The sequence below is a fragment of the Pseudoalteromonas sp. US3C1004 genome (assembly GCF_048401065.1).
Taxonomy (GTDB): Bacteria; Pseudomonadota; Gammaproteobacteria; order Enterobacterales; family Alteromonadaceae; genus Pseudoalteromonas; species Pseudoalteromonas undina.
In genome coordinates this window covers 1,980,972-2,005,626 of record NZ_CP183073.1, presented here as the reverse complement: position 1 = coordinate 2,005,626, position 24,655 = coordinate 1,980,972, and the positions used below count along the sequence as shown (strand labels likewise).

General features: G+C 39.8%; 22 protein-coding genes. 15 read left to right on the top strand and 7 right to left on the bottom strand.

What is annotated here, in order from left to right; translation table 11 throughout:
• Window positions 1–135 precede the first annotated feature (135 nt).
• The 6 genes from ychF to lolB form a co-directional block, all read right to left on the bottom strand.
• The gene (ychF, locus tag ACNSN3_RS09345) at window positions 136–1,227 is read right to left on the bottom strand and encodes a redox-regulated ATPase YchF (protein ID WP_008115165.1); all 1,092 of its coding nucleotides are present in this window, start codon (window positions 1,225–1,227) and stop codon (window positions 136–138) included.
• Between the two features lie 55 nt (window positions 1,228–1,282).
• Complete coding sequence (gene pth / locus ACNSN3_RS09340) at window positions 1,283–1,867, bottom strand: aminoacyl-tRNA hydrolase (protein WP_008115166.1); 585 nt, start codon at window positions 1,865–1,867, stop codon at window positions 1,283–1,285.
• An 18-nt stretch (window positions 1,868–1,885) separates the two neighbouring features.
• A complete protein-coding gene (locus tag ACNSN3_RS09335; protein WP_010388341.1) occupies window positions 1,886–2,500 on the bottom strand; it encodes a 50S ribosomal protein L25/general stress protein Ctc in 615 nt (204 codons plus the stop codon).
• Window positions 2,501–2,649: 149 nt separating this feature from the next.
• On the bottom strand, window positions 2,650–3,597 hold the full coding sequence (locus ACNSN3_RS09330) for a ribose-phosphate pyrophosphokinase (RefSeq protein ID WP_008115168.1): 948 nt from the start codon (window positions 3,595–3,597) through the stop codon (window positions 2,650–2,652).
• An 86-nt stretch (window positions 3,598–3,683) separates the two neighbouring features.
• Window positions 3,684–4,541, bottom strand: coding sequence for a 4-(cytidine 5'-diphospho)-2-C-methyl-D-erythritol kinase (gene ispE, locus ACNSN3_RS09325; RefSeq protein WP_418607133.1), 858 nt, complete (start codon window positions 4,539–4,541; stop codon window positions 3,684–3,686).
• Window positions 4,542–4,543: 2 nt separating this feature from the next.
• The gene (gene lolB / locus ACNSN3_RS09320; protein WP_418607132.1) at window positions 4,544–5,131 is read right to left on the bottom strand and encodes a lipoprotein insertase outer membrane protein LolB; all 588 of its coding nucleotides are present in this window, start codon (window positions 5,129–5,131) and stop codon (window positions 4,544–4,546) included.
• Between the two features lie 83 nt (window positions 5,132–5,214).
• Between lolB and hemA the strand changes: the two genes are divergently transcribed.
• The 12 genes from hemA (at window position 5,215) to rlmM (ending at window position 16,641) form a co-directional block, all read left to right on the top strand.
• Window positions 5,215–6,471 carry a glutamyl-tRNA reductase gene (gene hemA, locus ACNSN3_RS09315; protein WP_175610046.1) on the top strand — a complete coding sequence of 419 codons (1,257 nt, stop codon included), beginning with the start codon at window positions 5,215–5,217 and terminating at the stop codon, window positions 6,469–6,471.
• Between the two features lie 7 nt (window positions 6,472–6,478).
• The gene (gene prfA / locus ACNSN3_RS09310) at window positions 6,479–7,564 is read left to right on the top strand and encodes a peptide chain release factor 1 (RefSeq protein WP_010388346.1); all 1,086 of its coding nucleotides are present in this window, start codon (window positions 6,479–6,481) and stop codon (window positions 7,562–7,564) included.
• 2 nt (window positions 7,565–7,566) lie between these two features.
• Complete coding sequence (gene prmC / locus ACNSN3_RS09305; protein ID WP_010388347.1) at window positions 7,567–8,406, top strand: peptide chain release factor N(5)-glutamine methyltransferase; 840 nt, start codon at window positions 7,567–7,569, stop codon at window positions 8,404–8,406.
• Window positions 8,407–8,461: 55 nt separating this feature from the next.
• Window positions 8,462–10,015 (top strand): DUF3369 domain-containing protein, encoded by a 1,554-nt coding sequence (locus tag ACNSN3_RS09300; protein WP_010388348.1) that lies wholly within the window; start codon window positions 8,462–8,464, stop codon window positions 10,013–10,015.
• 18 nt (window positions 10,016–10,033) lie between these two features.
• Window positions 10,034–10,408: a SirB2 family protein gene (locus ACNSN3_RS09295; protein WP_055013325.1), complete on the top strand. Its 375-nt coding sequence runs from the start codon at window positions 10,034–10,036 to the stop codon at window positions 10,406–10,408.
• A gap of 129 nt (window positions 10,409–10,537) precedes the next feature.
• A complete protein-coding gene (locus tag ACNSN3_RS09290) occupies window positions 10,538–11,365 on the top strand; it encodes a tetratricopeptide repeat protein (protein WP_010388352.1) in 828 nt (275 codons plus the stop codon).
• 20 nt (window positions 11,366–11,385) lie between these two features.
• The gene (locus ACNSN3_RS09285) at window positions 11,386–12,639 is read left to right on the top strand and encodes a DUF819 domain-containing protein (RefSeq protein ID WP_418607131.1); all 1,254 of its coding nucleotides are present in this window, start codon (window positions 11,386–11,388) and stop codon (window positions 12,637–12,639) included.
• A 9-nt stretch (window positions 12,640–12,648) separates the two neighbouring features.
• A complete protein-coding gene (gene kdsA, locus ACNSN3_RS09280) occupies window positions 12,649–13,503 on the top strand; it encodes a 3-deoxy-8-phosphooctulonate synthase (RefSeq protein ID WP_054202475.1) in 855 nt (284 codons plus the stop codon).
• A gap of 121 nt (window positions 13,504–13,624) precedes the next feature.
• Window positions 13,625–14,521 carry a transcriptional regulator GcvA gene (locus tag ACNSN3_RS09275; RefSeq protein ID WP_008115185.1) on the top strand — a complete coding sequence of 299 codons (897 nt, stop codon included), beginning with the start codon at window positions 13,625–13,627 and terminating at the stop codon, window positions 14,519–14,521.
• Window positions 14,521–15,177 (top strand): alpha/beta family hydrolase, encoded by a 657-nt coding sequence (locus tag ACNSN3_RS09270; protein ID WP_418607128.1) that lies wholly within the window; start codon window positions 14,521–14,523, stop codon window positions 15,175–15,177. Before ACNSN3_RS09275 ends, ACNSN3_RS09270 begins: the two co-directional genes overlap by 1 nt.
• Entirely contained in the window at window positions 15,170–15,538 is a 369-nt protein-coding gene (locus tag ACNSN3_RS09265; RefSeq protein ID WP_010388367.1) for a DUF423 domain-containing protein, read from the top strand. The genes ACNSN3_RS09270 and ACNSN3_RS09265 overlap by 8 nt, the downstream gene beginning before the upstream one ends.
• A 17-nt stretch (window positions 15,539–15,555) precedes the next feature.
• Window positions 15,556–16,641 carry a 23S rRNA (cytidine(2498)-2'-O)-methyltransferase RlmM gene (rlmM, locus tag ACNSN3_RS09260; protein ID WP_055013323.1) on the top strand — a complete coding sequence of 362 codons (1,086 nt, stop codon included), beginning with the start codon at window positions 15,556–15,558 and terminating at the stop codon, window positions 16,639–16,641.
• 42 nt (window positions 16,642–16,683) lie between these two features.
• On the opposite strand, the gene cysZ is transcribed toward rlmM, so the two are convergent.
• The gene (cysZ, locus tag ACNSN3_RS09255; RefSeq protein WP_282454259.1) at window positions 16,684–17,394 is read right to left on the bottom strand and encodes a sulfate transporter CysZ; all 711 of its coding nucleotides are present in this window, start codon (window positions 17,392–17,394) and stop codon (window positions 16,684–16,686) included.
• 315 nt (window positions 17,395–17,709) lie between these two features.
• Between cysZ and ACNSN3_RS09250 the strand changes: the two genes are divergently transcribed.
• From ACNSN3_RS09250 to ACNSN3_RS09240, 3 genes are all read left to right on the top strand, one after another.
• Entirely contained in the window at window positions 17,710–19,956 is a 2,247-nt protein-coding gene (locus ACNSN3_RS09250; RefSeq protein ID WP_418607126.1) for a putative bifunctional diguanylate cyclase/phosphodiesterase, read from the top strand.
• Window positions 19,957–20,360: 404 nt separating this feature from the next.
• Window positions 20,361–21,920 (top strand): BCCT family transporter, encoded by a 1,560-nt coding sequence (locus ACNSN3_RS09245; RefSeq protein ID WP_418607124.1) that lies wholly within the window; start codon window positions 20,361–20,363, stop codon window positions 21,918–21,920.
• 898 nt (window positions 21,921–22,818) lie between these two features.
• A complete protein-coding gene (locus ACNSN3_RS09240) occupies window positions 22,819–24,450 on the top strand; it encodes a methyl-accepting chemotaxis protein (RefSeq protein ID WP_418607122.1) in 1,632 nt (543 codons plus the stop codon).
• The last annotated feature ends 205 nt before the right edge of the window (window positions 24,451–24,655 follow it).

The window sequence follows — 24,655 nt, the reverse complement described above, 5'->3', positions numbered from 1 at the left end:
TTATAGCTTTGTTTTACAATTCTGAGCCTATGGTAAAAGTAGCTAATTATTGTTTTTATTCGGCTGAAAAGTAAAAAGGCCCGTAAAAACGAGCCTTTCAAAACCATTAGCCACTCAAGGTGGTGCAATGTTTAATTATACGTTGAATAAGAAGTTCATTACATCGCCATCTTTAACAATGTATTCTTTACCTTCTTGACGCATTTTACCTGCTTCTTTTGCACCGCTTTCGCCTTTACATGCAATAAAGTCATCAAAAGCAATTGTTTGTGCACGGATAAAGCCACGTTCAAAGTCGGTATGGATTTTACCTGCAGCTTGTGGCGCTGTTGCACCCACAGGGATAGTCCATGCACGAACTTCTTTTACACCCGCAGTAAAGTAGGTTTGTAAGTGCAGTAATTCATAACCGCCACGAATAACAAGGTTAAGCCCTGGCTCTTCAAGACCAAGGTCAGCCATAAATTCTAACTTGTCTTCATCTTCAAGCTCAGAAAGCTCAGACTCGATAGCGGCACACACAGGTACTACAACCGCATCTTCAGCGGCAGCTATTTCACGTACACGATCAAGTAGTGGGTTATTTTCAAATCCATCTTCTGCTACGTTGGCAATATACATCGTTGGTTTGATGGTTAAGAAGTTAATAGGTGCAATTGCTGCTTTTTCTTCTTTTGTTAGTGCTAAAGAACGTAAAGTTAAGCCTTCATCAAGATGCACTTTTACTTTTTCAAGTACTGCATTTTGCTCTTTTGCGTCTTTATCACCGCCTTTTGCTTTTTTTGCATTACGGAAAATTGCTTTATCAGCACTGTCCATATCAGCAAGCACAAGCTCAGTGTTGATCACGTCAATGTCATCCGCAGGGTCAATAGTACCGGCTACGTGAATAACGTTTTCATCTTCAAAACAGCGAACTACATGGCCAATCGCATCTGTTTCACGAATATTTGCTAAAAACTGATTGCCTAGGCCTTCACCTTTCGATGCACCTTTAACTAAACCTGCAATATCCACAAATTCCATACTTGTTGTAAGAATACGTTGTGGGTTAACAATTTTAGCAAGTTCGTCTAGGCGAGGATCTGGCACCGGTACCACACCTGTATTAGGTTCAATGGTACAAAAAGGAAAATTAGCGGCTTCAATACCCGCTTTAGTCAATGCATTGAAAAGTGTTGATTTACCAACATTAGGCAAGCCAACGATGCCACATTTAAAACCCATAGTAAGATACCTTGTTTAGATTCGTTTAAAACGTGTGTACGTATACCCCTAAAAATTAGGGTTTAAACGAATGTAGTCTGTTTTGTGCTTTTAACACACCGTCTTTAGCAAGTATTTCCATACAACGAACTGCTTCATCAACTGCGGCATCCATTTTTTCCTGATCTTCCTTGGCTGCTTTTCCAAGCACCCAACCGGTGACCATTTCACGATGTCCTGGATGACCAACACCTATGCGTAAGCGCATAAAGTCTTTTTGATTTGCCATTTTTGCAATAATGTCTTTTAAGCCATTATGACCGCCATGTCCGCCGCCTTTTTTTAATTTGGCAACGCCTGGGTCTAAATCCAATTCATCATGGGCGACAAGTATGTCTTCCACTGGGATTTTAAAAAAATTGGCTAAACTACTCACCGCTTTGCCACTTAAGTTCATGTAAGTGGTGGGGATCAGTAATTTGAATTCTTTGCCTTGAATAATCACTTTGCCAGTAAGGCCGTGATATTTAGGGTCGTGTTTTAGCGTGCAGTTGTAGCGTGCAGCGAGTTCTTGAATGAACCAAGCACCTGCGTTGTGGCGTGTATTTGCGTATTCGGGGCCTGGATTAGCCAGGCCCACAAGCATTTGAATAGAATTCAAGGTGCGAGACCTTAAATATTATTCTGCAGCGTCTGAAGCGTCGTCTTCAGTTGGAGCTGCTTTGTTAGCTTTGATAGTAACGATAGACTGATCGTGGCCTTCGCCTTTACCAAGCTCAACAGATTGAACACCTTTAGGGAACGCAAGATCTGTAAGGTGGATTGAATCACCAGCTACAAGATCAGATACGTCTACTTCGATGAATTCTGGAAGTGACTTAGGAAGACAAGAAATCTCAACTTCAGTTAACTGGTGAACAACAGTTGCACCTAACTTAGTTACTTTATCTTCACCGATGAAGTGTAAAGGAACCTTAGTTACTAGTTTGTGAGTTGCGTCTACACGTTGGAAATCAAGGTGAGTAAGCTTAGGCTTGAAAGGGTGACGTTGGATATCTTTTAAGATAGCTTCAACTTTCTCGCCACCTACATTTAATGTAAGGATGTGAGTGTAAAAGCCTTCGTCTTCTTGTGCTTTGATCATATCTTTATGTTCAAAAGTAAGCGATAAAGCTTCTTTATCAGCTCCATAAAGGATTGCCGGCACTTTGTCTTCGCGACGTAGGCGGCGGCTCGCACCAGTACCAGTTTCTACGCGAAGTTCAGCGTCATAAGTATAAGTTGTGTTAGACATGATGTCTCCAATAATTAAAAGTGTTAGGGCCTTTGCGACCAAGGTCCCTAGCCAAAAGGCGCGCTATTATACCACTGCGGGTTTATAAAATAAACATCACCTACAAAAAAAGCGCCAAAAGGCGCTTTTATACTCATTAATGTTTAACTTTAATGTTCAAACATTGCCGAGATAGATTCTTCGTTGCTAATGCGACGAATAGTCTCTGCTAACATATCTGCAAGTGTTAATACTTTAACAATATCAAGCGCTTTTAGTTCGTCAGACAGTGGAATTGAGTCAGTTACAATCACTTCATCAATCACAGAGTTACGTAAGTTTTCTGCAGCTGTACCAGAAAGAATAGGGTGAGTAGCGTAAGCAAATACACGTTTAGCACCATGCTCTTTAAGAGCTTCAGCTGCTTTACACAATGTACCACCGGTATCAATCATGTCATCAACAATAATACAATCACGACCTTCAACGTCACCAATAATATGCATTACTTGAGAAACGTTAGCTTGAGGGCGACGTTTATCAATAATAGCTAGGTCAGTATCGTTTAATAGTTTTGCAATTGCACGGGCACGTACAACACCACCAATATCAGGTGATACAACAACCACGTCATCAAAGTCGCGGTTTTTCATATCTTCTAATAATACCGGGCTGCCAAATACGTTATCTACTGGTACATCGAAGAAGCCTTGGATTTGCTCAGCATGTAAATCAACCGTAAGAACGCGGTCAACACCTACACTTGATAAGAAATCCGCAACCACTTTAGCTGTAATTGGCACACGCGCAGAACGTACGCGACGATCTTGACGAGCATAACCAAAATAAGGAATAACAGCAGTGATACGACCGGCAGATGCACGGCGTAGCGCATCAACCATAACGATAAGTTCCATCAGGTTATCGTTAGTAGGGGCACAGGTTGATTGTAAGATAAAAACATCCGAGCCACGAACATTTTCATTAATTTGAACACTGATCTCACCGTCACTAAAACGGCCAACAACAGCATCGCCTAATTCAATATATAAACGTTTTGCAACTTTTTGAGCTAGGTCAGGTGTTGCGTTACCAGCGAAGAGCTTCATGTCAGGCACGGTAGGGTTCCTCAGGCACTGAATTTTTGGACTAACTTACATTGAATGAACAAAGTAGGTTAACTTATGATTACTTGTACGTTACTTCATTTATCAATGATGGCGGCTAACTCCGTGTGAGCAGGAGAAGTATTAACGCTTGATGCGATAAACCCCTGCCAAGTATGGGGGAGGTTAGCAAGTACATCTTGTGCTTGAACTTGACTAGCAAATTCAACAAAACAACATGAACCTGTTCCGGTCATCTTTGATGGGGCGTATTTTAGCAACCACTGCAGGGTTTTTTCAACCTCGGGACACAGCTTTTTCACTAAAGGCTCACAATCGTTAGTTAAAACCTGTTGTTGCCAGTCACCTGAAAGTTTAGGCGTGTCACGTTTTAAATCGGGGTGAGTAAATATTTGTGCAGTACTGACATGCTGGTTTGGAAAAACAACGCAGTACCATTTTTGTGGCAATTTAACATACTCTAATTGCTCGCCAATGCCATGTGCTATGGCACTTTTACCTTTAATGAATACAGGTACGTCTGCACCGAGCTTCAAGCCTAAATCTGCAAGTTCATCTAGTGTAAGAGCGGTATTCCACAGTGTGTTAAGCGCTAAAAGTGTTGACGCAGCATCGGATGAACCACCACCAACACCTCCGCCCATAGGCAAACGTTTAGTTAAATTTATTTTTGCACCTAAATTCACTTTACACTGAGTTTGCAATAATAAAGCTGCTTTATAAATTAAGTTGTCAGTTAGCGCAATGCCATGAGTGTCACCGCTAATACTAATATTTTTATCATTAGTAAGCGTAAAATGGAGCTCGTCGCCATAGTTTAAAAATGTAAACAGGGTTTCTAATTCATGATAGCCATCATCACGGCGACCATTAATATGTAAAAATAAATTTAGCTTCGCCGGCGCAATCAGCGAAAGTTCAAAGGGAGTATTCATAATTAGTTAAACTGCCAATCGTAGAGTTTGATTTTAATTTTAATCTTTTGATGGGTTAAGGTTAGCGCGTTAGGTAACCAAAAACCGTGTTTTTGTATGTAACTGGTGTAGTTTATTTGCCATTTTTTGCCAGCGTCATCAAACCATAACACGCTTTTAGCACGGCCTAATTGATCGACTTCTAAGGTTTGATCGTCAATAGTGGCTTTTAACCACTGACCGGCGTTATTTACCGGTAAAGTAAACCCCGTTAAGCGTTGTAAAAGTTTACTCGCATTAGTATCAAAAAACTGTTGATCATCAAATATTAATTCAGCCCCCACTGCGGTTTGTTTGAGCGATAAAATTCGGGTGCCAATAAATGTGGTTAACACTAAATGATTACTATTTTGTGTTTGTTGCCAATTTAAGTTAGCAGATTGGCGCTCATCAGGGCTAATAAACGCTAATTTACCTTCCACCTGCCAAGTTTTTTGTGCACTAAGACGTAACTTCCAGTCTTCGTAAGTTTTTGTATTGTAGTTGTTTTTATTGGCGCAGCCCGTTAAAAAAATAAATAACAGGGTTAAAATAAAATATTGTCGAGTCAAATGTTGTTCCTTACTTTCCATATTCCTGAGATTTTTGATAAAATTGCCGCCTATGAAGTAGGGCTCAGCAATATTTGGCAGATATGACCATAATAGCACTTGGTATTAATCACAAAACCGCATCCGTAGATTTACGAGAAAAAGTGGCCTTTTCGCCTGAGCAAATTTCAGAGGCGCTACAGCAATTAAGTGGTCATGCCGACTTTAATGAAGCGGTTATTGTATCTACCTGTAATCGCACTGAAGTGTATTGTAGCCTTGCGCAACAAAATTCCCAAACATTGTTGCAATGGTTAGCCAGTTTCCATGGTTTAGATGAACATGAACTGAGTAAAAACATCTACTGTTATGAAGACAGCGCAGCAATAAACCATTTAATGCGTGTAGCCTGCGGGCTTGATTCGCTGGTGTTAGGTGAACCACAGATTTTAGGGCAAATAAAGCAAGCGTATAACAGCGCTAAAACCCACGATGCGGTGGGTGTAACTTTTGATCGTTTGTTTCAAAAAACTTTTTCAGTGGCAAAAGAAGTACGCACCGAAACTAACATTGGTGCGAGTGCAGTCTCGGTTGCGTTTGCTGCGGTTAATCTTGCAAAGCATATTTATGGCAAATTAGACAAAACCAAGGTGCTATTAATTGGTGCTGGTGAAACCATTGAGCTGGTAGCAAAACATTTATACCAAAATGAGCCACAAAAAATAACGGTAGCTAATAGAACAATAGAACGGGCTCGCGGCTTAGCAGATGAAGTGTCAGCAGATGTTATTGCCTTGGCACAATTACCAGAACGATTACACCAAGCCGATATTGTTATTAGCTCCACCGCCAGTACTTTGCCTATTATTGGTAAAGGAGTGGTGGAACAAGCACTGAAACAACGTCGTTATAAACCTATGCTATTTATAGATATTGCTGTACCACGCGATATTGAAAGCCAAGTCGGAGAGCTTGACGACGCTTATTTATATTCCGTTGATGACTTACAAGCCATTGTTAGCGAAAACATGGCTGCACGTGAGCAAGCGGCAGAACAAGCACAAATTATTATTAGTGAGCGCACCAAAGAGTTTTTTATGTGGCTGCGTTCACTTGATTCAGTGGATTTAATTCGCCACTACCGTAATGATGTACAAACTACAAAAGCAGAACTTGTAGATAGGGCCCTAAGCCAGCTTAATACAGGTAAAAATGCAGAAAAAGTAATTTTAGAGCTAGCCAATAAATTAACCAATCGCTTAATGCACGCGCCTACCCGTGCCATCCAAGATGCAGCGAAAAAAGGTGAAGTGGCTCAGTTAAATCAATTGAAAAAAATGTTAGGTATAGATCAGGAATAACAGTTAAATGAAAGAGTCCGTTTATCGTAAATTAGAAACCTTAGTTGAGCGCTATGAAGAAGTACAAGCGCTACTAAGTGACCCATCGGTCATTAGTGATCAAAACCGCTTTCGTACTCTTTCAAAAGAATACTCTGAGCTTGAAGAAGTGGTAAAAACATTTTTAGCGTACCAGCAAGCACAAGAGGATTTGAGCAGTGCTGAAGAAATGCTTAAAGATTCAGATCCTGAAATGCGTGAAATGGCACAAGAAGAATACAAAGAAGCAAAAGCACAGATTTCGACTTTAGAAGATGACATTCAAGTTCTGATGCTCCCTAAAGATCCGAGAGACAACAACAATGTATTTTTAGAGGTTCGTGCAGGAACAGGGGGCGATGAAGCTGCTATTTTTGCTGGCGACTTATTCAGAATGTATAGCCGTTACGCAGAAACAAAAAAATGGAAAGTAGAGGTTGTTACCACCAACGAAGGTGAGCACGGTGGTTACAAAGAAGTAATTGCTAACATCAGCGGTGAAGGTGTTTACGGGCAATTAAAATTTGAATCAGGCGTTCACCGTGTACAACGTGTTCCTGAAACTGAGTCTCAAGGCCGTGTACATACCTCAGCATGTACTGTAGCTGTTATGGCTGAAGTACCAGAAGCAGAAGCCATCGAAATCAATACTGCCGATATTAAAGTTGATACTTTTAGAGCGTCGGGAGCGGGTGGTCAGCACGTAAATAAAACCGACTCTGCCATTCGTATTACCCATTTACCTACGGGTGTAGTGGTTGAGTGTCAAGATGAGCGCTCTCAGCATAAAAACCGTGCTAAAGCGATGTCGGTATTGGCTGCGCGCCTTCAGCAAGCTGAAGATGAAAAGCGTCATGCTGCTGAAGCATCAGAACGTCGTAACTTAGTTGGCAGCGGCGATCGTTCTGAGCGTATTCGTACATACAACTATCCACAAGGTCGTATTACCGATCACCGTATTAACTTAACGCTTTATCGTCTTAATGAAGTGGTAGCGGGTGATTTAGGCGCCGTTGTCGAGCCTCTAATGCAAGAGCATCAAGCAGATTTACTTGCAGCAATGGGTGACGATTAATCGTGACGCCTTCTGTTGAAAACGCTATTACTACAGGTACTAATTTATTAGCATCAAGTAGTGATAGCGCAAAGTTAGATGCACAAGTTTTACTGCTCAATATTTTACAAAAGCCACGAAGTTATTTATTTACTTGGCCTGAAAAACAGCTCACAGATGAGCAGTATCAGGCATTTCAACGTGCCTGTGAACGTCGCTTACAAGGCGAACCTGTTTCGCATATTACCGGCTGTCGTGAATTTTGGAGTTTGCAGCTTGAAGTGAACCCAACAACACTTATCCCTCGACCTGATACAGAAACCTTAGTTGAACTTGCGCTTGAATGCGAAGTGCCTAAAAACGCGAAAGTACTTGATTTAGGCACAGGCACAGGGGCAATAGCATTGGCGCTTGGAAGCGAAATGCCCTCATGGGATATTATTGCTGTTGATCGTATTGATGATGCGGTAGCGTTGGCAAAGCGCAACCAACAGCGATTAGCTATTAATAATGTGACTGTTGAGCAGAGTAACTGGTTCAGTGCGTTAAAAAACAAAAAGTTTGATCTAATTGTAACCAATCCACCCTATATAGAACATGACGATGTTCACTTACATCAAGGCGACGTGCGCTTTGAACCTTTGTCTGCATTAGTCGCAGATGATGCAGGAATGGCTGATATTAAACAAATAATTACACAATCACGTGACTATTTACACGCAAGTGGCTATCTTTTAATTGAACACGGATTTGAGCAAAGTGCAGCTGTGCGTCATATTTTCAATCAAATGGCGTTTATAAATGTAAGCACAGTGAAAGATCTTGGTAATAACGACCGCGTAACGTTCGGACAATGGCCCTAAATTATTTATAGTAGCTCCGTTGTTTGTTTGCATATGGTTTAAGGAATTCTATGTGATGGAAGATTTTTTATTTTCAAATGAACAACCACCTGAAGTAGCAAGTGAAGAGCAAGGAACATGGAAAGTTTTAATAGTTGATGATGAGCCAGAGGTTCACGCTGTTACCCGTTTAGCATTGAGTGACTTTAAGTTCCAAGATAAACGTTTGGAATTTATTAGCGCATATTCAGGTGCAGAAGCAAAAAAGTTAATTGATGAGCACCCAGATGCAGCCATCATCCTACTCGATGTTGTTATGGAAACTGACGACGCTGGTTTGCAAGTCGCGAAATACATACGCAATACCGTTAAAAATAATTACATTCGTATCATTTTACGCACTGGGCAACCAGGTCAAGCCCCTGAGCGTCAAGTTATTGTCAATTACGACATAAATGACTACAAATCTAAAACAGAACTCACCGCACAAAAACTATTCACCGTGATGATGGCTAGCCTTCGTTCGTATCGCGATATTATTTCTATTGAGCAGTCACGTGAGGGGCTGGAAAAAATAATAACCGCCTCTCGCAATATTTTTGCAACTCATTCAATGGATAACTTTATTGAAGGGGTGATGCAGCAGCTAACCTCCTTGCTTAATGTGGCCGACGAAGCTATGTATGCCACTACCTTAGTTGCGCAAAATCCGTCAGAGGAATTAAATAAAAAACTGATTGTTTGCTCTGGCACTGGTGATTTTGCTAAGCGCGAAGGGGAAGAGCTAGAAACAGTATTAGCAGCAGATCAACTCTTAGCGTGCCAAGAAGCCCTAGCTAACAAAGCAATTGTTTATAAAGATGACTATTTGTTTGCCTATTGTAGTAGTAAATTTAATCATAATTCGATGTTATTTGTATCCGGTGTGCCATCGAAACTGACAGATACGCAACGAAATCTAATCGAAATTTTTTCTCAAAATGTGCAGTTGGCATTTGAAAATGTACAATTACACACTGAAGTTGAAGCCACCCAGCAAGAACTTGTCTATCGTTTAAGCGAAGCAGTTGAACAGCGTTCATGTGAAACGGGTAATCATGTAAAACGGGTTGCTTATATTTGTTATGAACTGGCATTAGCGTATGGATTATCTGAAGAGCAAGCGAATTTAATTCGCTTTGCCTCGCCTCTACATGATGTGGGTAAAATAGGTATTCCGGATGCTATTTTAAATAAACCCGGTAAATTAAACAGTGATGAGTGGGAAGTTATGAAAACCCATGCAGGCAAAGGCTACGCCATTTTAAAAGATTCACCGCGTAAAATAGTCAGTGCAGGGGCCTTAATTGCACAGCAACATCACGAAAAATGGGATGGGTCTGGTTACCCTTGCGGCTTAAAAGGCGAGAGTATCGATATTTTTGCTCGCATAGTGGCATTGGCCGATGTGTATGATGCACTGCGTCATAAACGTTGTTATAAAGGTGCGTGGACACTTGAAGAAGCCGTTGCTGAGATCAATGCAAACAAAGGTACGCATTTTGATCCTAAACTTGTTGATGTATTCAATGATAAACTTGAAGAACTTGAAGCGGTAATTTTACGCTTTCCTGATAAAACACATAACTAAACAGAAGTAACAATACACATGGATTATTTAGCATTAAAACATACGCACATGGCGATTGCGCTAGTGAGTATTATTTTATTTTACGTACGTTCTTTTTCGCGCATGGGCAGTGGCAGCCTTGCTAAAAATAAAGTGGTTTTCATTGGTAGCCACAGTATAGATACCTTACTAATCATCTCGGCTATTACTTTAATGGCCATGGCTAAAATAAACCCGTTAGAGCAACTTTGGCTATTAGAAAAAATTGTACTGGTGGTTGTTTATATCGCCGTTGGGATTATTAGTGCGAAGCAAACCACAACATTACCTAAAGTTATGTTTTTAGTGTTTAACACTGCGGTTATCTTAGCTATTGGCTTTTTAGCAACCGCCAAAGCCCCGCTATTGTTGTAATTAACAATACTTGCTTAAGCTTTACACTACAGGTGTAAAGCTTGCCTCTTTATTTCATTTCTGATTATTGGTATCTAACCTTAAAATTAGGTAAACTACGTGTTCGTTTTCTAGAATGTTGTAGTATGAATGACCACCCTCGGGTTTGATGAACACGATGAATCTTATATAGAAGATGCCTACGATGATTTTTTGCCACCGGCAATATATCGTTGTATTAAAGCAGAAGCTAAATGGGACCCTCAAATAGACTTAACACCAAGTCTTGAAATATTGACTGCGTTTGAGCAACAAATAGAGACTATTTGTTCGCAAACACGCGATGCACATGATCGTTTAGAACAACTACTTGATTGCTTTTACAGTCAGTGGTTATTTAGTGCGTCAAGCCTTAAAGTACCTGAGTACAAGCTAAACAGTATTAGCTACACCTTATCTATGCGCAGTGGTACACCCACGACCTTAGCTATTTTGTTATGCCATTTTTTACAGCATGCAAAACTTGATGCTAGTGTAAGCATAACTCAAGGCGAAGTGGGCATTCACGTCGCAATGAGCGATGATGAAGGGTACATTGTTGAGCCAAGTAGTGGTCAACAAAGCTGGTATATCATTCCTGAAAATACCAACGAAGATAATGCACAAGAGCAAGAGCCTCTTGAGCTTATTTTTGAAGACGAAGTATATAAATTATTTTTAGCGCAACAAAAATGGTCTTTTATTAGTGAGAACAAATTTGGTCATGCGTTAACTTGCGTTGATTTGTTAATGGAAATGCTAGGGGATGATCCCTATGAGCGACGCGACAGAGGCTATTTACTAAATCAGCTAGGTTGCCCTAAAATGGCACGAGATGATTTACAATTTTTTGTTGATGAATGTCCCGACGACCCTGCTATTGAAGTCATCCAACATCAAATCGAAGAACTTGAAGATAATCATAAAACCCACCATTAAAAATAAAAATAGGAAACGTTATGGCTGATCCCCAAACTGCCTTGATCACCAATGATGCTGTTGTACTAGGTTTACTGGCGATTATTTTAGGCTTTATTTTTAAAACCTCGTCAAGTCCGCGCCCAGGGCTTGTAACATTTTACAAATATGTGCCTGCATTATTGCTGTGCTATTTTTTACCATCGTTGCTAAATACCTTTGGTATTGTTGATGGCTCGCAATCGAGTGTGTATTACGTTGCCTCGCGGTATTTATTACCTGCGTGTTTAATCTTACTAACTATTAGCATTGATTTAAGAGCGATTATTAATCTAGGCCCTAAAGCATTAATTATGTTCTTAACGGGCACCGCAGGTATTGTGATTGGTGGGCCATTAGCTATTTTAATTATGAGTGCCGTTTACCCTGAAGCAGTGGGTGGACATGGCCCTGATGCTGTTTGGCGCGGTATGACAACTATTGCGGGCAGCTGGATTGGCGGCGGCGCGAACCAAGCGTCTATGAAAGAGATGTTTGAAGTTGGCGGTGATATCTTCTCTGCTATGGTTACTGTTGATGTGATTGTGGCTAATCTATGGATGGCGGTATTATTATTAATGGCGGCTAACCATAAAGCGATTGATGCCAAAGCGGGGGCCGATACTACTGCGATTGAAGATTTAAAACAGCGTGTTGAAAAATACCATGCAGAGCATGCCCGTATGCCAACGCTGAATGATTACATGATGATTATTGCTATTGCCTTTGGTATTACTGGTTTAGCACATTTTTGTGCTGATATTTTAGGACCGTTCTTTGCCAATAACTATGCATGGGCAAAAGAATACAGTTTAAATAGTAAGTTCTTTTGGCTTATTGTTATATCGACCACTATAGGCATTAGTTTATCGTTCACTAGAGTGCGTCATATCGAAGCCTTTGGCTCGTCTAAAGTGGCATCAGCATTTTTATATATCCTAGTAGCATCAATTGGCCTGCATATGAATGTGATGGCGATTTTTGATTCACCAATGTATTTTGTGCTTGGTGCAATTTGGATGCTAACTCACGCCAGCTTAATGCTGATTGTTGCTAAACTAATTAAAGCGCCGTTATTTTACATGGCTGTTGGCTCTCAGGCCAATGTAGGTGGCGCGGCCTCGGCTCCTGTTGTCGCCGCTGCGTTTCATCCATCACTGGCACCGGTAGGCGTTTTATTAGCAGTACTAGGCTATGGTGTAGGTACATATATGGCGTATATTTGTGGATTAATGATGCAAGCAGTTGCACCATAAGGAATTAAAATGAACAACCAAGTTATAAATATTAATCAAATAGAACTGGCAAATGATAAACCTTTCGTTTTATTTGGTGGCATGAATGTGCTGGAATCTCGTGATTTAGCGATGCGTATTGCCGAGCATTATGTTGAAGTGACTACTAAATTAAATATTCCTTATGTATTTAAGGCGTCATTTGATAAAGCCAATCGCTCGTCAATCAATTCTTACCGTGGTCCGGGCATGGAAGAAGGCTTAAAGATATTTGAAGAGATTAAAAATACCTTTAATATTCCGCTGATCACCGATGTGCATGAACCTCATCAAGCAGCACCGGTTGCTGAGGTTGTTGATGTTATTCAGCTACCGGCATTTTTGGCTCGTCAAACAGACTTAGTGGTTGCAATGGCAAAAACAGGCGCGATTATTAATGTGAAAAAGCCACAGTTTTTAGCCCCACATGAAATGCGTCATATCATTACTAAATTTAATGAAGCGGGCAATAATAATGTGGCCTTGTGTGAACGTGGTTCAAGCTTTGGTTATAACAACCTAGTAGTTGATATGCTGGGCATGGATGACATGAAAACCATGGCGCCCGTTATATTTGACGCTACTCATGCGCTACAACGTCCTGGCGGTCGAGCTGATTCAGCCGATGGTCGTCGTGCTCAAGCAGCAGAACTGGCTCGTAGTGGCATGGCACTGGGTATTGCAGGCTTATTTATTGAAGCACACCCAAATCCAAATGAAGCAAAATGTGATGGCCCTTGTGCATTAGCACTGAGTAAATTAGAAGGGTACTTATCGCAAATGAAAGCGGTTGATGATTTAATCAAAAGCTTTGCTCCGCTTGATACCAGTGCTAGCGATTTATAAAAGAGTGATTAACTCATAAAAAAGCGACTTAGGTCGCTTTTTTTGTGGCTTGAATATACTCTTTCCCAGCATAGGTATATAATTCACCGCATAAGAAAAACTAATTCTAAGCTTGGTTGCCATGTCAAGACGAGTTCCTCCATTAAACGCGCTAAAAGCTTTTGAAGCTGCAGCCCGTCATTTAAGCTTTACTAAAGCCGCAGAAGAGTTGTATGTGACACAGGCTGCGGTAAGTCATCAAATTAAAACCCTCGAAGAGCACTTAGGGTTAAAGTTGTTTTTGCGTAAAAATCGCTCGTTACTTCTAACCGAAGAAGGTCAAGGCTACTTTTTAGATATTAAAGAGATTTTTACTCAGCTAATTGACGCAACCGAAAAGCTACTAGCCCGTGGTGCAAAAGGCTCGCTAACAGTGAGTTTAACCCCGAGCTTTGCGATTCAATGGCTTATTCCTCGATTGAGCTTATTTAACGAGTTACACCCTGAAATTGATGTGCGAATTAAAGCCCAAGATCAGGACGAAAACTCGTTAACAGACGATGTTGATATTTCAATTTATTATGGTCGTGGTCATTGGAGTGGCGTACAAGCTTATAAATTGCACACTGAATACTTAGTGCCACTGTGTAGCCCATTATTGTTAAGTGGCCCTAGAGCGCTTAATCAACCAAGTGATTTAGCAAACCATACCTTGTTGCATGACACTACGCGTAAAAACTGGAAAACATGGATGAAAACCGCGGGTGTTCGCAACGTACAAGTTAACCAAGGGCCTATTTTTAGTCATTCATCTATGGTGCTGCAAGCTGCGGTACATGGCCAAGGTGTTGCAATAGGTAATAGTGTTTTAGCAAAACCAGATATTGATGCAGGTCGATTAGTGATCCCGTTTAATCACAGTTTAGAAAGTAAAAACGCCTATTATTTGGTGATCCGTGAGTCGCAAAATGAATTAGGTAAAATTGTGTCATTTAAAGATTGGATGTTAAGCCTAGTTGAGCAGGAGCAAGAATATTAATGAGCATTGAATGGGTTAAAAGCAGTCAGCAACCTGCAATCGCACAGTTTATATTTGCGCATGGTGCAGGGGCTGGCAGTGATTCTGAGTTTATGCAAACCATGGCCAAACAGCTCAGTGAGTATGGTATTGACGTTGGGCTGTTTGATTTTGAATACATGCAAATTGCTAAACAAACCAATAAACGTCGCCCACCAGAGCGAGCACCAAAATTACTTACATATTTTGAGCATATACTTACTCAAGCTGATGCAAATTTACCGCTATTTATAGGGGGTAAATCAATGGGCGGGCGAATGGCGTCTATGCTTGCTTGCTCAACCTCGCATATTGTTTTAGGTGTACTTGCGTTTGGTTATCCGTTTCATCCACCGGGCAAGCCAGAAAAGCTCCGAACAGATCACTTTGCAGACATACCATGTCCTTTTTTAGTACTACAAGGTGAACGAGACACCTTTGGCACCCGTGAAGAGCTTGCCACAATGGCAATGCCAAAACAGCCGCAGTATATATGGTTAACTGATGGTGACCACTCACTAAAACCACGTAAAAAAAGTGGTATAACTGAGCAACAAAACCTGAATGTTGCAGCAATGCAGGCGGCTAACTTTATCAAAAGCACCATTGAGAATGTAAAAGAGGAAAAACATGATTAAACTATTTTTACTCGCAGGCAGCTTTTTTTGTATGCTTTCAGTGATACTGGGCGCATTTGCTGCCCATGGTTTAAAAAGTCGCTTATCAGATTACGCTATTGGTATTTTTAAAACCGCCGCCGAGTATCAAATGGTACATGGGCTGGCACTGATTGCAGTGGCAATCTTAATAAAGTGGGGCATTAACTTAAGCATGGCAGGTGGTTTTTTTATAGCGGGTACACTGTTATTTAGTGGCAGCTTATATTTACTGGCTTTAACCGGCTTAAAGTGGCTGGGCCCAATTACACCTCTAGGTGGACTGTGTTTTATTATTGGTTGGATAGTTATTTTAGTGCAAGTTGCACGATTTAAGTTTTAAAGAGTTTAAGGGTTAATATGTCTAGTGTTGTGATTTACTGTCGTAGTGGTTTTGAAAGCGATGCCGCTGCTGAAATAACGTTTCACGCCGCCGAGCAAGGGTTTGCAGGGTATGTAAAAGCAAAACCAAATACCGGTTATGTTATTTATGAATGTTTTGAAGCGCAGCACAGCGACGAAATAATCAAAAAAGTTGATTTTAAAAATATGGTATTTGCACGCCAATGGTTTGCCGGTAACCTGATAGAAAATATGCCATTAGAAGATAGAGTGGGCGCTATTGTAGATGCCGCAAAAGACTTTACTTTATGCTCTGAACTACGAGTAGAAACACCCGATACCAACGAGGGCAAAGAGTTACTGACTTTTTGTAAAAAAATATCAACTCCGCTTAAAAAAGCGCTCGAGAAACAAAACACCGTATTGCGTGAACCAAAAGCCAATCGTCCAGTAATGCATGTGCTGTTTTTAGCTAATAATACTGCGTATGTGGGTCACTCTTATAGCTATAACAACTCACCTTTCTTTATGGGGATTCTGCGTTTACGTATGCCAAACGATGGCCCAAGCCGTTCAACCCTTAAGTTAGATGAAGCATTTAATGTATTTATTCCTGAGCAGCAGCGTGAGTCAAGAGTACAAGCTGGGATGCGCAGCGTTGATTTAGGTGCTTGCCCAGGTGGTTGGACTTATCAGTTGGTTCGCCGTGGTATGTTTGTTAGCGCGATAGATAATGGCCCAATGAATGAAAGTTTAATGGAAACAGGACAAGTAAAACATTTTAGAGAAGATGGTTTTAAATACCGCCCAGAAAAAAGAAACATAACCTGGTTAGTTTGCGATATGGTAGAAAAACCAACGAAAGTAACTAACTTGATGATTGACTGGGCAGTAAATGCCTATGCAAAAGAGCTTATTTTTAATCTAAAACTACCGATGAAAAAACGCTTTGATAGTGTATATGAATGTCTAAAAATGATTAGGGAGGAAATGGCGAAGTTCGGTATTAGCTACGAATTACAAGCTAAGCATTTGTACCATGATCGTGAAGAGATAACGGTGCACTTAAACGTAATTAAAGTACCACAAAGCTTATATAGTTAATTGATTAGCGAGTATAAAAAATGGGCCAACAGGCCCATTTTTTTAACTACGATATTGTGGACGGTAATGCTCAACCCATAACCGTGTAGCGCCGCATACTGCCACAGGCATCACAATTAAATTTATAAATGGGATAGCGGTTAGCAGCATCACTGCAAAGCCAAACCCGTAAGATAAGCCTTGTTTGCTTTTTAAGTCATTTTTCATTTGAGTGAAGCTAACTTTGTGGTTATCAAAAGCATAATCTTTATATTGCACCGCATACATCCAGCAGGTAAAAAGCACCCAGAGCACTTGGCCTATTACCGGTAACACCCACAATAGAATAAAAAAGCCAATAGCGCGCGGGAGGTAGTAGCAAAGCTTAGTCCATTCTCGGCCTAGCATTCGCGGCACATCTTTAACTAAATCAGCTAATCCATCGTCGTTGATTTTTTGACCAGTTAAATACAGCTCAACTTTTTCACTTAGCAAGCCATTAAAAGGTGCGGCGATAAAGTTAGTAATAACGGTAAATAACATACTGTAACTAAACAGCACCACCAGTACAGCAATTGGCCACATTAACCACTCGAGCCAACTTAACCATTCTGGGAGCATGGTATTTACAGCATTAAAGCCATCACTCAGCCAGCCAAATAAAAAGAATAAGGAGCTACCAAATAATAAAATATTAATAAGTAGGGGGATTAGTACAAAGCGTTTTAGTCCTTTTTGACTAATTAACTTAAACCCGGAAAAAAAATATTCCATACCTTGCGTTATTTGCACACTAACCTCATCGATTATTTATCTTTTGGCTATTATAAATAGCTTGATGATTTTAAACAGTACTTTTAAGTAACAAAGTATTTAATAAATGGTATTTCAAATAGAATGATAATAAATTGCTAGCTTGGGCAATTGCTTTGAATTCTTCGAAAGTGCCTAATGAAATAAAATGCTCGGCAATAGACAAAATTATCATAGATGCTAATTTCAATATTATGTATAGTCAAAAGACTATAATAAATTATTATATAGAATATAGCGGCGCATTTAGCGTAAGTGACTGTTGAGGAATATAATTTGATTGAAATCATGAGAGTCAGAAAGCTGCTTTCTCAGCAACAAAGTATATTATCTAAAATAGCCTTGGGTGCGCCACTTGATGAAGTACTTGAAAATATTTGTTTATCTATTGAGGATCTTATTGAAGACTCCTCTGCGAAGTGCTCTATATTAACACTCAAAGGTGAGCAGTTATTTCATAGTGCGGCGCCTAATATTGCAAAGGGTTACTGTGAGGCAATTAATGGCGTACATATCGGCCCCAGTGTTGGCTCATGCGGTACTGCAGTGTATGAAAAAAAGCGAGTAATAGCCTCAGATATTGCAACATCACCCTTATGGGAAAACTATAAAGCGTTGGCATTGAGTTTTGATTTAAGGTCGTGCTGGTCAACCCCTATTATTTCAACACAATCAGACATATTAGGCACTTTTGCAATTTATCATGACAGTGCCAAGTCACCGACACCTCAAGATTTAGAGTTAATAGACTTTTTTGTTGATTTCACCAGTATTGCTTTAGAAAAGCACACAGAGTCACTAAAATCAAAAGTGTTACTTGCAGAATTACAGCAAAGTAATGAAAAGTTTAAAGCCTTCGCAAAAGTACTTCCCGATCTAACTCTTATTTTGAGTGAAGAAGGGGAGTATACCAACGTTTACGGCACTACTAATGAAAGTTTATATTTAAGCCAAGAGCATGTGATTAATCGAAATGTCAGAGATATTATGCCTCCCGAGGATGCTAATCCTATTATGGCGGTAATTGCCAAAACGCTTCAAACTAATGAAGTTCAAGTGTTTGAGTATCAGCTAAATATAAAAGGTAAACAACTTACATTTGAAGGACGAACAGCCCCGCTTGAAAGTTACCAACCTAATAATCCCTCTCAGCGACATGTAGTATGGATGGCCAGAGATATCTCTACTCGTAAAGCGGCAGAAGAAGAGGTGCAACGGTTAGCATTTTTTGACCCGCTTACAAACCTCCCGAACCGCAGAATGCTTAATGATAAACTCAGTATGTATGTTGAACAAATTAAGCAGTCTGATCACACGGGCGCACTCTTATTTTTAGATTTAGATAATTTTAAACGTATAAACGACTCATTAGGGCACAATGCCGGTGATGAAATACTGGTTGAGCTATCACAGCGACTAACGCGTGTTTTAAACCCAACAGATACCCTTGCCCGTGTTGGCGGTGATGAATTTATTATACTCATTGAGAATGTAGGAGATAGCCATAAGCAAGCGAGTCTTGAATCAGAATTAATGGCTAAAGTGGTACAAAGCGTTTTTTATGACAAGTTTGAGATAGGGGATTTGGCGTTTCAAGTTAGCTGCAGTATAGGTATATGTTTAATTAATAACGCCAATGCCATTAGCGAAAATATTTTAAAATTTGCAGATACCGCTATGTACCGCTCTAAAATGAAGGGTGGAAATAGCAGTAGCTTTTACGATCCTGCACTGCAAACCTTACTGGAAAATCAAACTGAGCTTGAAACAGATATAGTCAGAGCGATTGCATGTGATGAATTTTGTGCTTACTTTCAGCCTCAATTATCAATTGATGGCAGTATTATTGGTGCAGAAGCACTCATACGATGGAATCACCCAACCAAAGGACTAATCTCTCCTAATTCGTTTATTCCGATTGCCGAGCAATTTGGCTTAATTCAAAAGTTACAAAACATTGTATTGCGCGATATTTGTATTTTACTGGAAACACTTCGAGATCATAACGTACTGAAAAACCAGTTTAATGTGTCTATTAACATTAGCCAGTGTCAGTTTAATTCTTCTACTTTAAAAGGAGAATTGTTTAAAGCGATTGAGACGTATGATGTATTACCCTCACAAATTAAATTAGAGATCACTGAGTCTATGTTAGCGGGTGATTTAATGAGTACGGTAAAGCAAATGAAAGAGCTAAAGTCGCAGGGATTTGTATTTTCAATTGATGACTTTGGTACCGGCTACTCGTGTTTAAAGCACTTGAGTGTTTTACCGATAGACGAACTAAAAATAGATAAAAGCTTTATTGATAAAGTGTTGGATAACGCATCGGGGCAAAGCATAGTTCAGTCTATTATTGGTTTAGGTCATAGTTTAGATATTAATATTGTAGCCGAAGGGGTCGAAAGTGCTGAGCAACTACATATATTAAAGTCGATGGGTGTAAACGCAGTGCAAGGGTTCTTATTTGCAAAACCATTAACACACAGCAATTACTTAAAATGGCATAAAGAGCACCAATAACATCGTGCTTGTTACTAACTGAGGCGACAAGTTTAGTTACCCCAATCAATAAGTCGCTTTGTTTAACCTCTAATTGGGCAGTAACGTTTGCTAACTTACTGCGTTTTAGCTCAAACAGAAATGTATACTTTTTGTTTGTTTGCTAGCTAAGTGTAATGAGTTTTTTACTATTTTGTAACAGTTGCACAAATCATTGCTGTGGCATTGGTTTAGCGTTTTTAACGCGTTAAACTAGTCAGGAATTGGCAATAAGTCTACTTGTTGTGACATTATCTAAACGTAAACACGACAGGTACTTGAAACTTGCTTTTGAGTTGCTTTTTCGTTCGTTGTAACTATGGTTTAGGGTTATGTCATGGTATGTCGCTATGTCGGTAACTGTAAAAAACCATTAGGAGCGATAAATGAATACCACGAAAGCAGCTTTAAAGTCGGGTGAAATACACTCTCCCCGAGTAAAGTTTCTGGAAGGGGTTGATATACCCGTTTTTTTAATCAGTGGCGGTATATTAGTTTTATTTGCCGCGCTGGCACTGTACGACATAAAACTGATGTCGGATTGGATAAACTCTGCCTTTGCCTTCTCCACCAAAATATTTGGCGCCTTTTGGCAAGTTCTGCTGTTATTAACCTTTGTGATTGGCATATTTTTAGCCGTAGGCCGCACCGGTTCAGTGGTGCTCGGCGGTTTAAAAACCCCTGAAATATCTACCTTCAAATGGATCAGTATAATTATGTGTACTTTGCTTGCAGGTGGCGGTGTATTTTGGGCCGCAGCAGAGCCAATGGCACACTTTATTTCTCCGCCCCCGTTATTTGGTGGTGAAACTGGCACAAAGGATGCCGCCTACAACGCTCTTGCACAAAGCTTTATGCACTGGGGCTTTTTAGCCTGGGCTATTTTAGGTAGTTTGACCGGCATTGTTTATATGCATCTCCATTACGAAAAAGGATTACCGCTTAAACCGCGCACTTTGCTTTACCCGGTATTTGGCGATCGCGCAATGAAAGGTGCGCTTGGTACTATTGTTGATGCATGTTGTGTACTCGCTGTGGTTGCTGGCACTGTTGGTCCTATTGGTTTTTTAGGTTTACAAGTGAGTTTTGGTCTAGAAAAGTTGTTTGCCATTCCTGATACCTACACCACGCAGGTGGTTATTTTATTTAGCTTAATTGGAATTTACACACTTTCAGCGGTAAGTGGGGTTACCAAAGGTATTCAGCTACTAAGCCGTTTTAATGTTGTACTGGCAGTGTTGCTGATGTTGTTTATATTACTAATGGGGCCAACTGCGTTTATTATCGACAGTTACATTCATTCCTTTGGTTTGTATTTAGATAACTTTATTCCTATGGCTACATTTCGTGCCGATAAACCGTGGCTAGACTGGTGGACTGTATTCTTTTGGGGCTGGTTTTTAGGTTATGGCCCATTAATGGCTATGTTCGTTGCACGTATATCCCGTGGACGTACTATTCGTGAAATGATTTTACTTATTTCTGTGGTTGCCCCTGTGATCACGTGTTTTTGGTTTACTATTGTTGGCGGCTCAGGCATCTTTTTTGAATTAAATAATCCTGGCGTTATATCAGAGCCTTTTGCTGGGCTTAATTTGCCAGCGGCATTGTTAGCCATCACTGAGCAGTTACCTATGGGATTTGTTGTGTCGGTGTTATTTTTAGTACTGACCACTATTTTTGTGGCAACAACAGGTGATTCAATGACGTACTCGGTATCTATGGTAATGACGGGTACCGATCACCCACAAACGTCTATTCGAGTGTTTTGGGGGATTATGATGGGGGTGATGGCGGCGTTGCTTATTTCTATAGGCGAGGGCGGAATTTCAGCCTTGCAGTCGTTTATTGTGGTCACTGCGGTGCCAGTTTCGTTTGTGTTACTACCTTCGTTGTGGACAGCACCACGAATAGTTAAGAAAATGGCAGACGAACAAGGACTTTAAATGTATACAAAAGGGCGCTAATTAGCGCCCTTATTGATTACATAATTAACCTTTTCGCTTGCGTGGTTTTAACACCTCAGTTTTATTTGCTTCCTTTTTTTGTTTACGTTTTTCTTTTAACGATAACAAGGGTTTTTTCTTGGTATTCTTAGACATATCATCACCTCATAAAAAATAATAAATAAACTTTTTACCATTTCCATAAACTTTAAATATATAAACCCAATACACGACTCCTTAATTAAAGTGTTTTCAAAGAAAATATTGAATAAACCGTAGCTATTAAGAATAGTAGTTTTTAAATTAACTAGAGCGCAATAAAGCGCCCACTTGAGTGGGGGAATATTAGGGCGAAGCTCCCTAATAATGAGGTATAAAATAGTACCGCAGGTGTTTTCATAGCCTCTAATCTAGCAGTTTAAATAATAACTTCAAGTCCACAGTTAGGTTGTCATTGATTAAATATTTAGATTTCAATACTAAGAGTAAAAGTTTGCTCCAAAGAGGTGATAGTTAGTTTTAATTTTTTGAGGCTAATGCATGTCGAGGTTACTTAGAACTAGTTCAACCTAGATAAATAAATCTAGTTACAATGTGTAATTAAAGAACACTTCCTGTTCAATTTTCATATTATTATATTTACGACTGGTTGATTTGTTTTAACTGTATGTTTTCTTGTTGTGCTTTTTTTAAACATGATTGTTATTTTTGAAGCTTTTCCTTTCACTTCATTAAGAAGTGTGTGCTAGACTCCGCGCCCGAAAAAAGTAGTGTGTGATTCTACTTTTGTTAATTCTTAATGGTTAGTTTTTGTCAGTGGTAGCTTCAAACTTTTTACTTAGTTCTGGGGTTGACCTAATAAAAATTTAACCTTTTTTGTGCAAGGTCAATCATCGTTATGTCGTTTTTTAAAAACTTAGCAATTCGCAAAAAAATCGCGTTTGCTTTTATTATTATAGCCATAGTTAATATTGCTTTTGGTGTGTATTTGTATCGTTCTTTAGGCGCTATCGAACACGATATTCTTAATTTAACAGACGATACTATACCGTCCATGATGATGGTGAATAATATGAAATACACTATGTCGTCAATTCGCCGAGCGCAAATTAGTTTATTATCTGCCACTGATGCTCAGGAAGTAGCAGAAGACATATTATGGATGAACACCCGTTACCAAGCGATTAAAGACAGTTTGACTCGTTATGAAAATGGCATTTGGTCTGATCATGAGCGCAGTGTTTTTATGCCAGTAAAAAACTTATGGCAACAGTACTTAAAACAACTAGATGGGTTTGACAATGACATCAAAAATAAAAATCTTAGTAAAGCTAAAGAAGATATTCAGCGCTCTTTAGTTGTGTTTGAGAAGCTTGAAGTTGCTGTTGATGAACTATCTAAACTGAGTTTTTCATATGTAGATAAAAATCGGTCAGGGCTTATTAAATTAACAACTGCAATTATTAATACGTCAACAATACTAAGTGTCGGGTTAATCATTTTTATGGTAATTGTTACCTTAATCCTAGCGCGTTCAATTTGCCATCCATTACAACTAGTAGTCAAATTAGCAAACACAATTGCAAACAATAACTTAAGTCATACACTAGAGCGAAATCAAATAGGCAATGATGAACTCGGCGAATTAGCCGATTCTTGTATGACTATGCAAAATAACTTACGTCTAATGGTAGAAGATATTGTGGCTGGCGCAACACAATTGACCCATGCAGTTGAAGAAGTAAGTACAGTATCAGAGCAAACCTCTCAAGGAATGCAGCAGCAACAAAGTGAAGTTATGCAAATCGCGACAGCTATGACGCAAATGCAATCGACCATTGCAGAAGTGGCGCGTAATACAGAAGAGGCTTCTGATACTTCTCGTCAAAGTAGTCAGCAAGCAATTGTTGGTTCGCAGCAAATGAATTTGGTGGTCAATTCAATAAATGATGTTACTCAACAAATTACCCAAGCTGAGCAACGCGTTTTAGAGCTTGAAGAACAGGCACAGCTTATTAATGTGGTAGTTGATGTTATCAGTAATATTGCCGACCAAACTAACTTACTCGCACTTAATGCAGCTATAGAAGCAGCCCGTGCTGGTGAGCAAGGTCGTGGGTTTGCTGTGGTTGCGGATGAGGTTAGAGCACTTGCTGGTAAAACTCAGGAGTCAACAGGTAATATAGTTAGTATTATTCAAAATCTACAAGACTGTGCCATTAAAGCGCGCAAAGCAACTGCACAAAGCAGTACACTCATGGATCAATGTGTAGTACAAAGTCAAGAAACAGGAGATGCTATTGAGATAATAAACGATCAAAGCTCTCACATAGCAGATATGACTTTGCAAATAGCAAGCGCTTGTAGTGAGCAGGATTCAGTTAGCGAGGATCTAAACCAAAATATTGAGCGTATAAATGAATCAGCTAAAGAGGTAGCACAAGGCTCAGCAAGTGCAGCTCAGTCATGTGTTGAATTAAGCCAGTTAGCAGTGCAGCTGCAAAGTACGGTTAATCGTTTTCAGGTATAATATAGCTTGGGGCATGATCAACTTTTTATAAAAATAAACGCTGGATAGGTACTGCTCTTCTACAAGGATGTAGTTATAACTTTGATAGTGAGCTTGTTTTTTGTCTTTTTATTTAATGTAAATAGCATAAGATGCTCTAACTAGGTTGTTCATTCCTATCGATACGGTATAGTTTAAATATATTTAAGCATAACCTTGAGATAAA

Coding starts and splice junctions, on each gene's coding strand:
- rlmM (WP_055013323.1), top strand. CDS start 15,556: ATGTCTAGTGTTGTGATTTACTGTCGTAGTGGTTTTGAAAGCGATGCC.
- ACNSN3_RS09240 (WP_418607122.1), top strand. CDS start 22,819: ATGTCGTTTTTTAAAAACTTAGCAATTCGCAAAAAAATCGCGTTTGCT.
- prfA (WP_010388346.1), top strand. CDS start 6,479: ATGAAAGAGTCCGTTTATCGTAAATTAGAAACCTTAGTTGAGCGCTAT.
- ACNSN3_RS09265 (WP_010388367.1), top strand. CDS start 15,170: ATGATTAAACTATTTTTACTCGCAGGCAGCTTTTTTTGTATGCTTTCA.
- kdsA (WP_054202475.1), top strand. CDS start 12,649: ATGAACAACCAAGTTATAAATATTAATCAAATAGAACTGGCAAATGAT.
- ACNSN3_RS09285 (WP_418607131.1), top strand. CDS start 11,386: ATGGCTGATCCCCAAACTGCCTTGATCACCAATGATGCTGTTGTACTA.
- ACNSN3_RS09245 (WP_418607124.1), top strand. CDS start 20,361: ATGAATACCACGAAAGCAGCTTTAAAGTCGGGTGAAATACACTCTCCC.
- ACNSN3_RS09290 (WP_010388352.1), top strand. CDS start 10,538: ATGACCACCCTCGGGTTTGATGAACACGATGAATCTTATATAGAAGAT.
- ACNSN3_RS09300 (WP_010388348.1), top strand. CDS start 8,462: ATGGAAGATTTTTTATTTTCAAATGAACAACCACCTGAAGTAGCAAGT.
- ACNSN3_RS09275 (WP_008115185.1), top strand. CDS start 13,625: ATGTCAAGACGAGTTCCTCCATTAAACGCGCTAAAAGCTTTTGAAGCT.
- cysZ (WP_282454259.1), bottom strand. CDS start 17,394: ATGGAATATTTTTTTTCCGGGTTTAAGTTAATTAGTCAAAAAGGACTA.
- ispE (WP_418607133.1), bottom strand. CDS start 4,541: ATGAATACTCCCTTTGAACTTTCGCTGATTGCGCCGGCGAAGCTAAAT.
- ACNSN3_RS09335 (WP_010388341.1), bottom strand. CDS start 2,500: ATGTCTAACACAACTTATACTTATGACGCTGAACTTCGCGTAGAAACT.
- hemA (WP_175610046.1), top strand. CDS start 5,215: ATGACCATAATAGCACTTGGTATTAATCACAAAACCGCATCCGTAGAT.
- ychF (WP_008115165.1), bottom strand. CDS start 1,227: ATGGGTTTTAAATGTGGCATCGTTGGCTTGCCTAATGTTGGTAAATCA.
- ACNSN3_RS09270 (WP_418607128.1), top strand. CDS start 14,521: ATGAGCATTGAATGGGTTAAAAGCAGTCAGCAACCTGCAATCGCACAG.
- ACNSN3_RS09295 (WP_055013325.1), top strand. CDS start 10,034: ATGGATTATTTAGCATTAAAACATACGCACATGGCGATTGCGCTAGTG.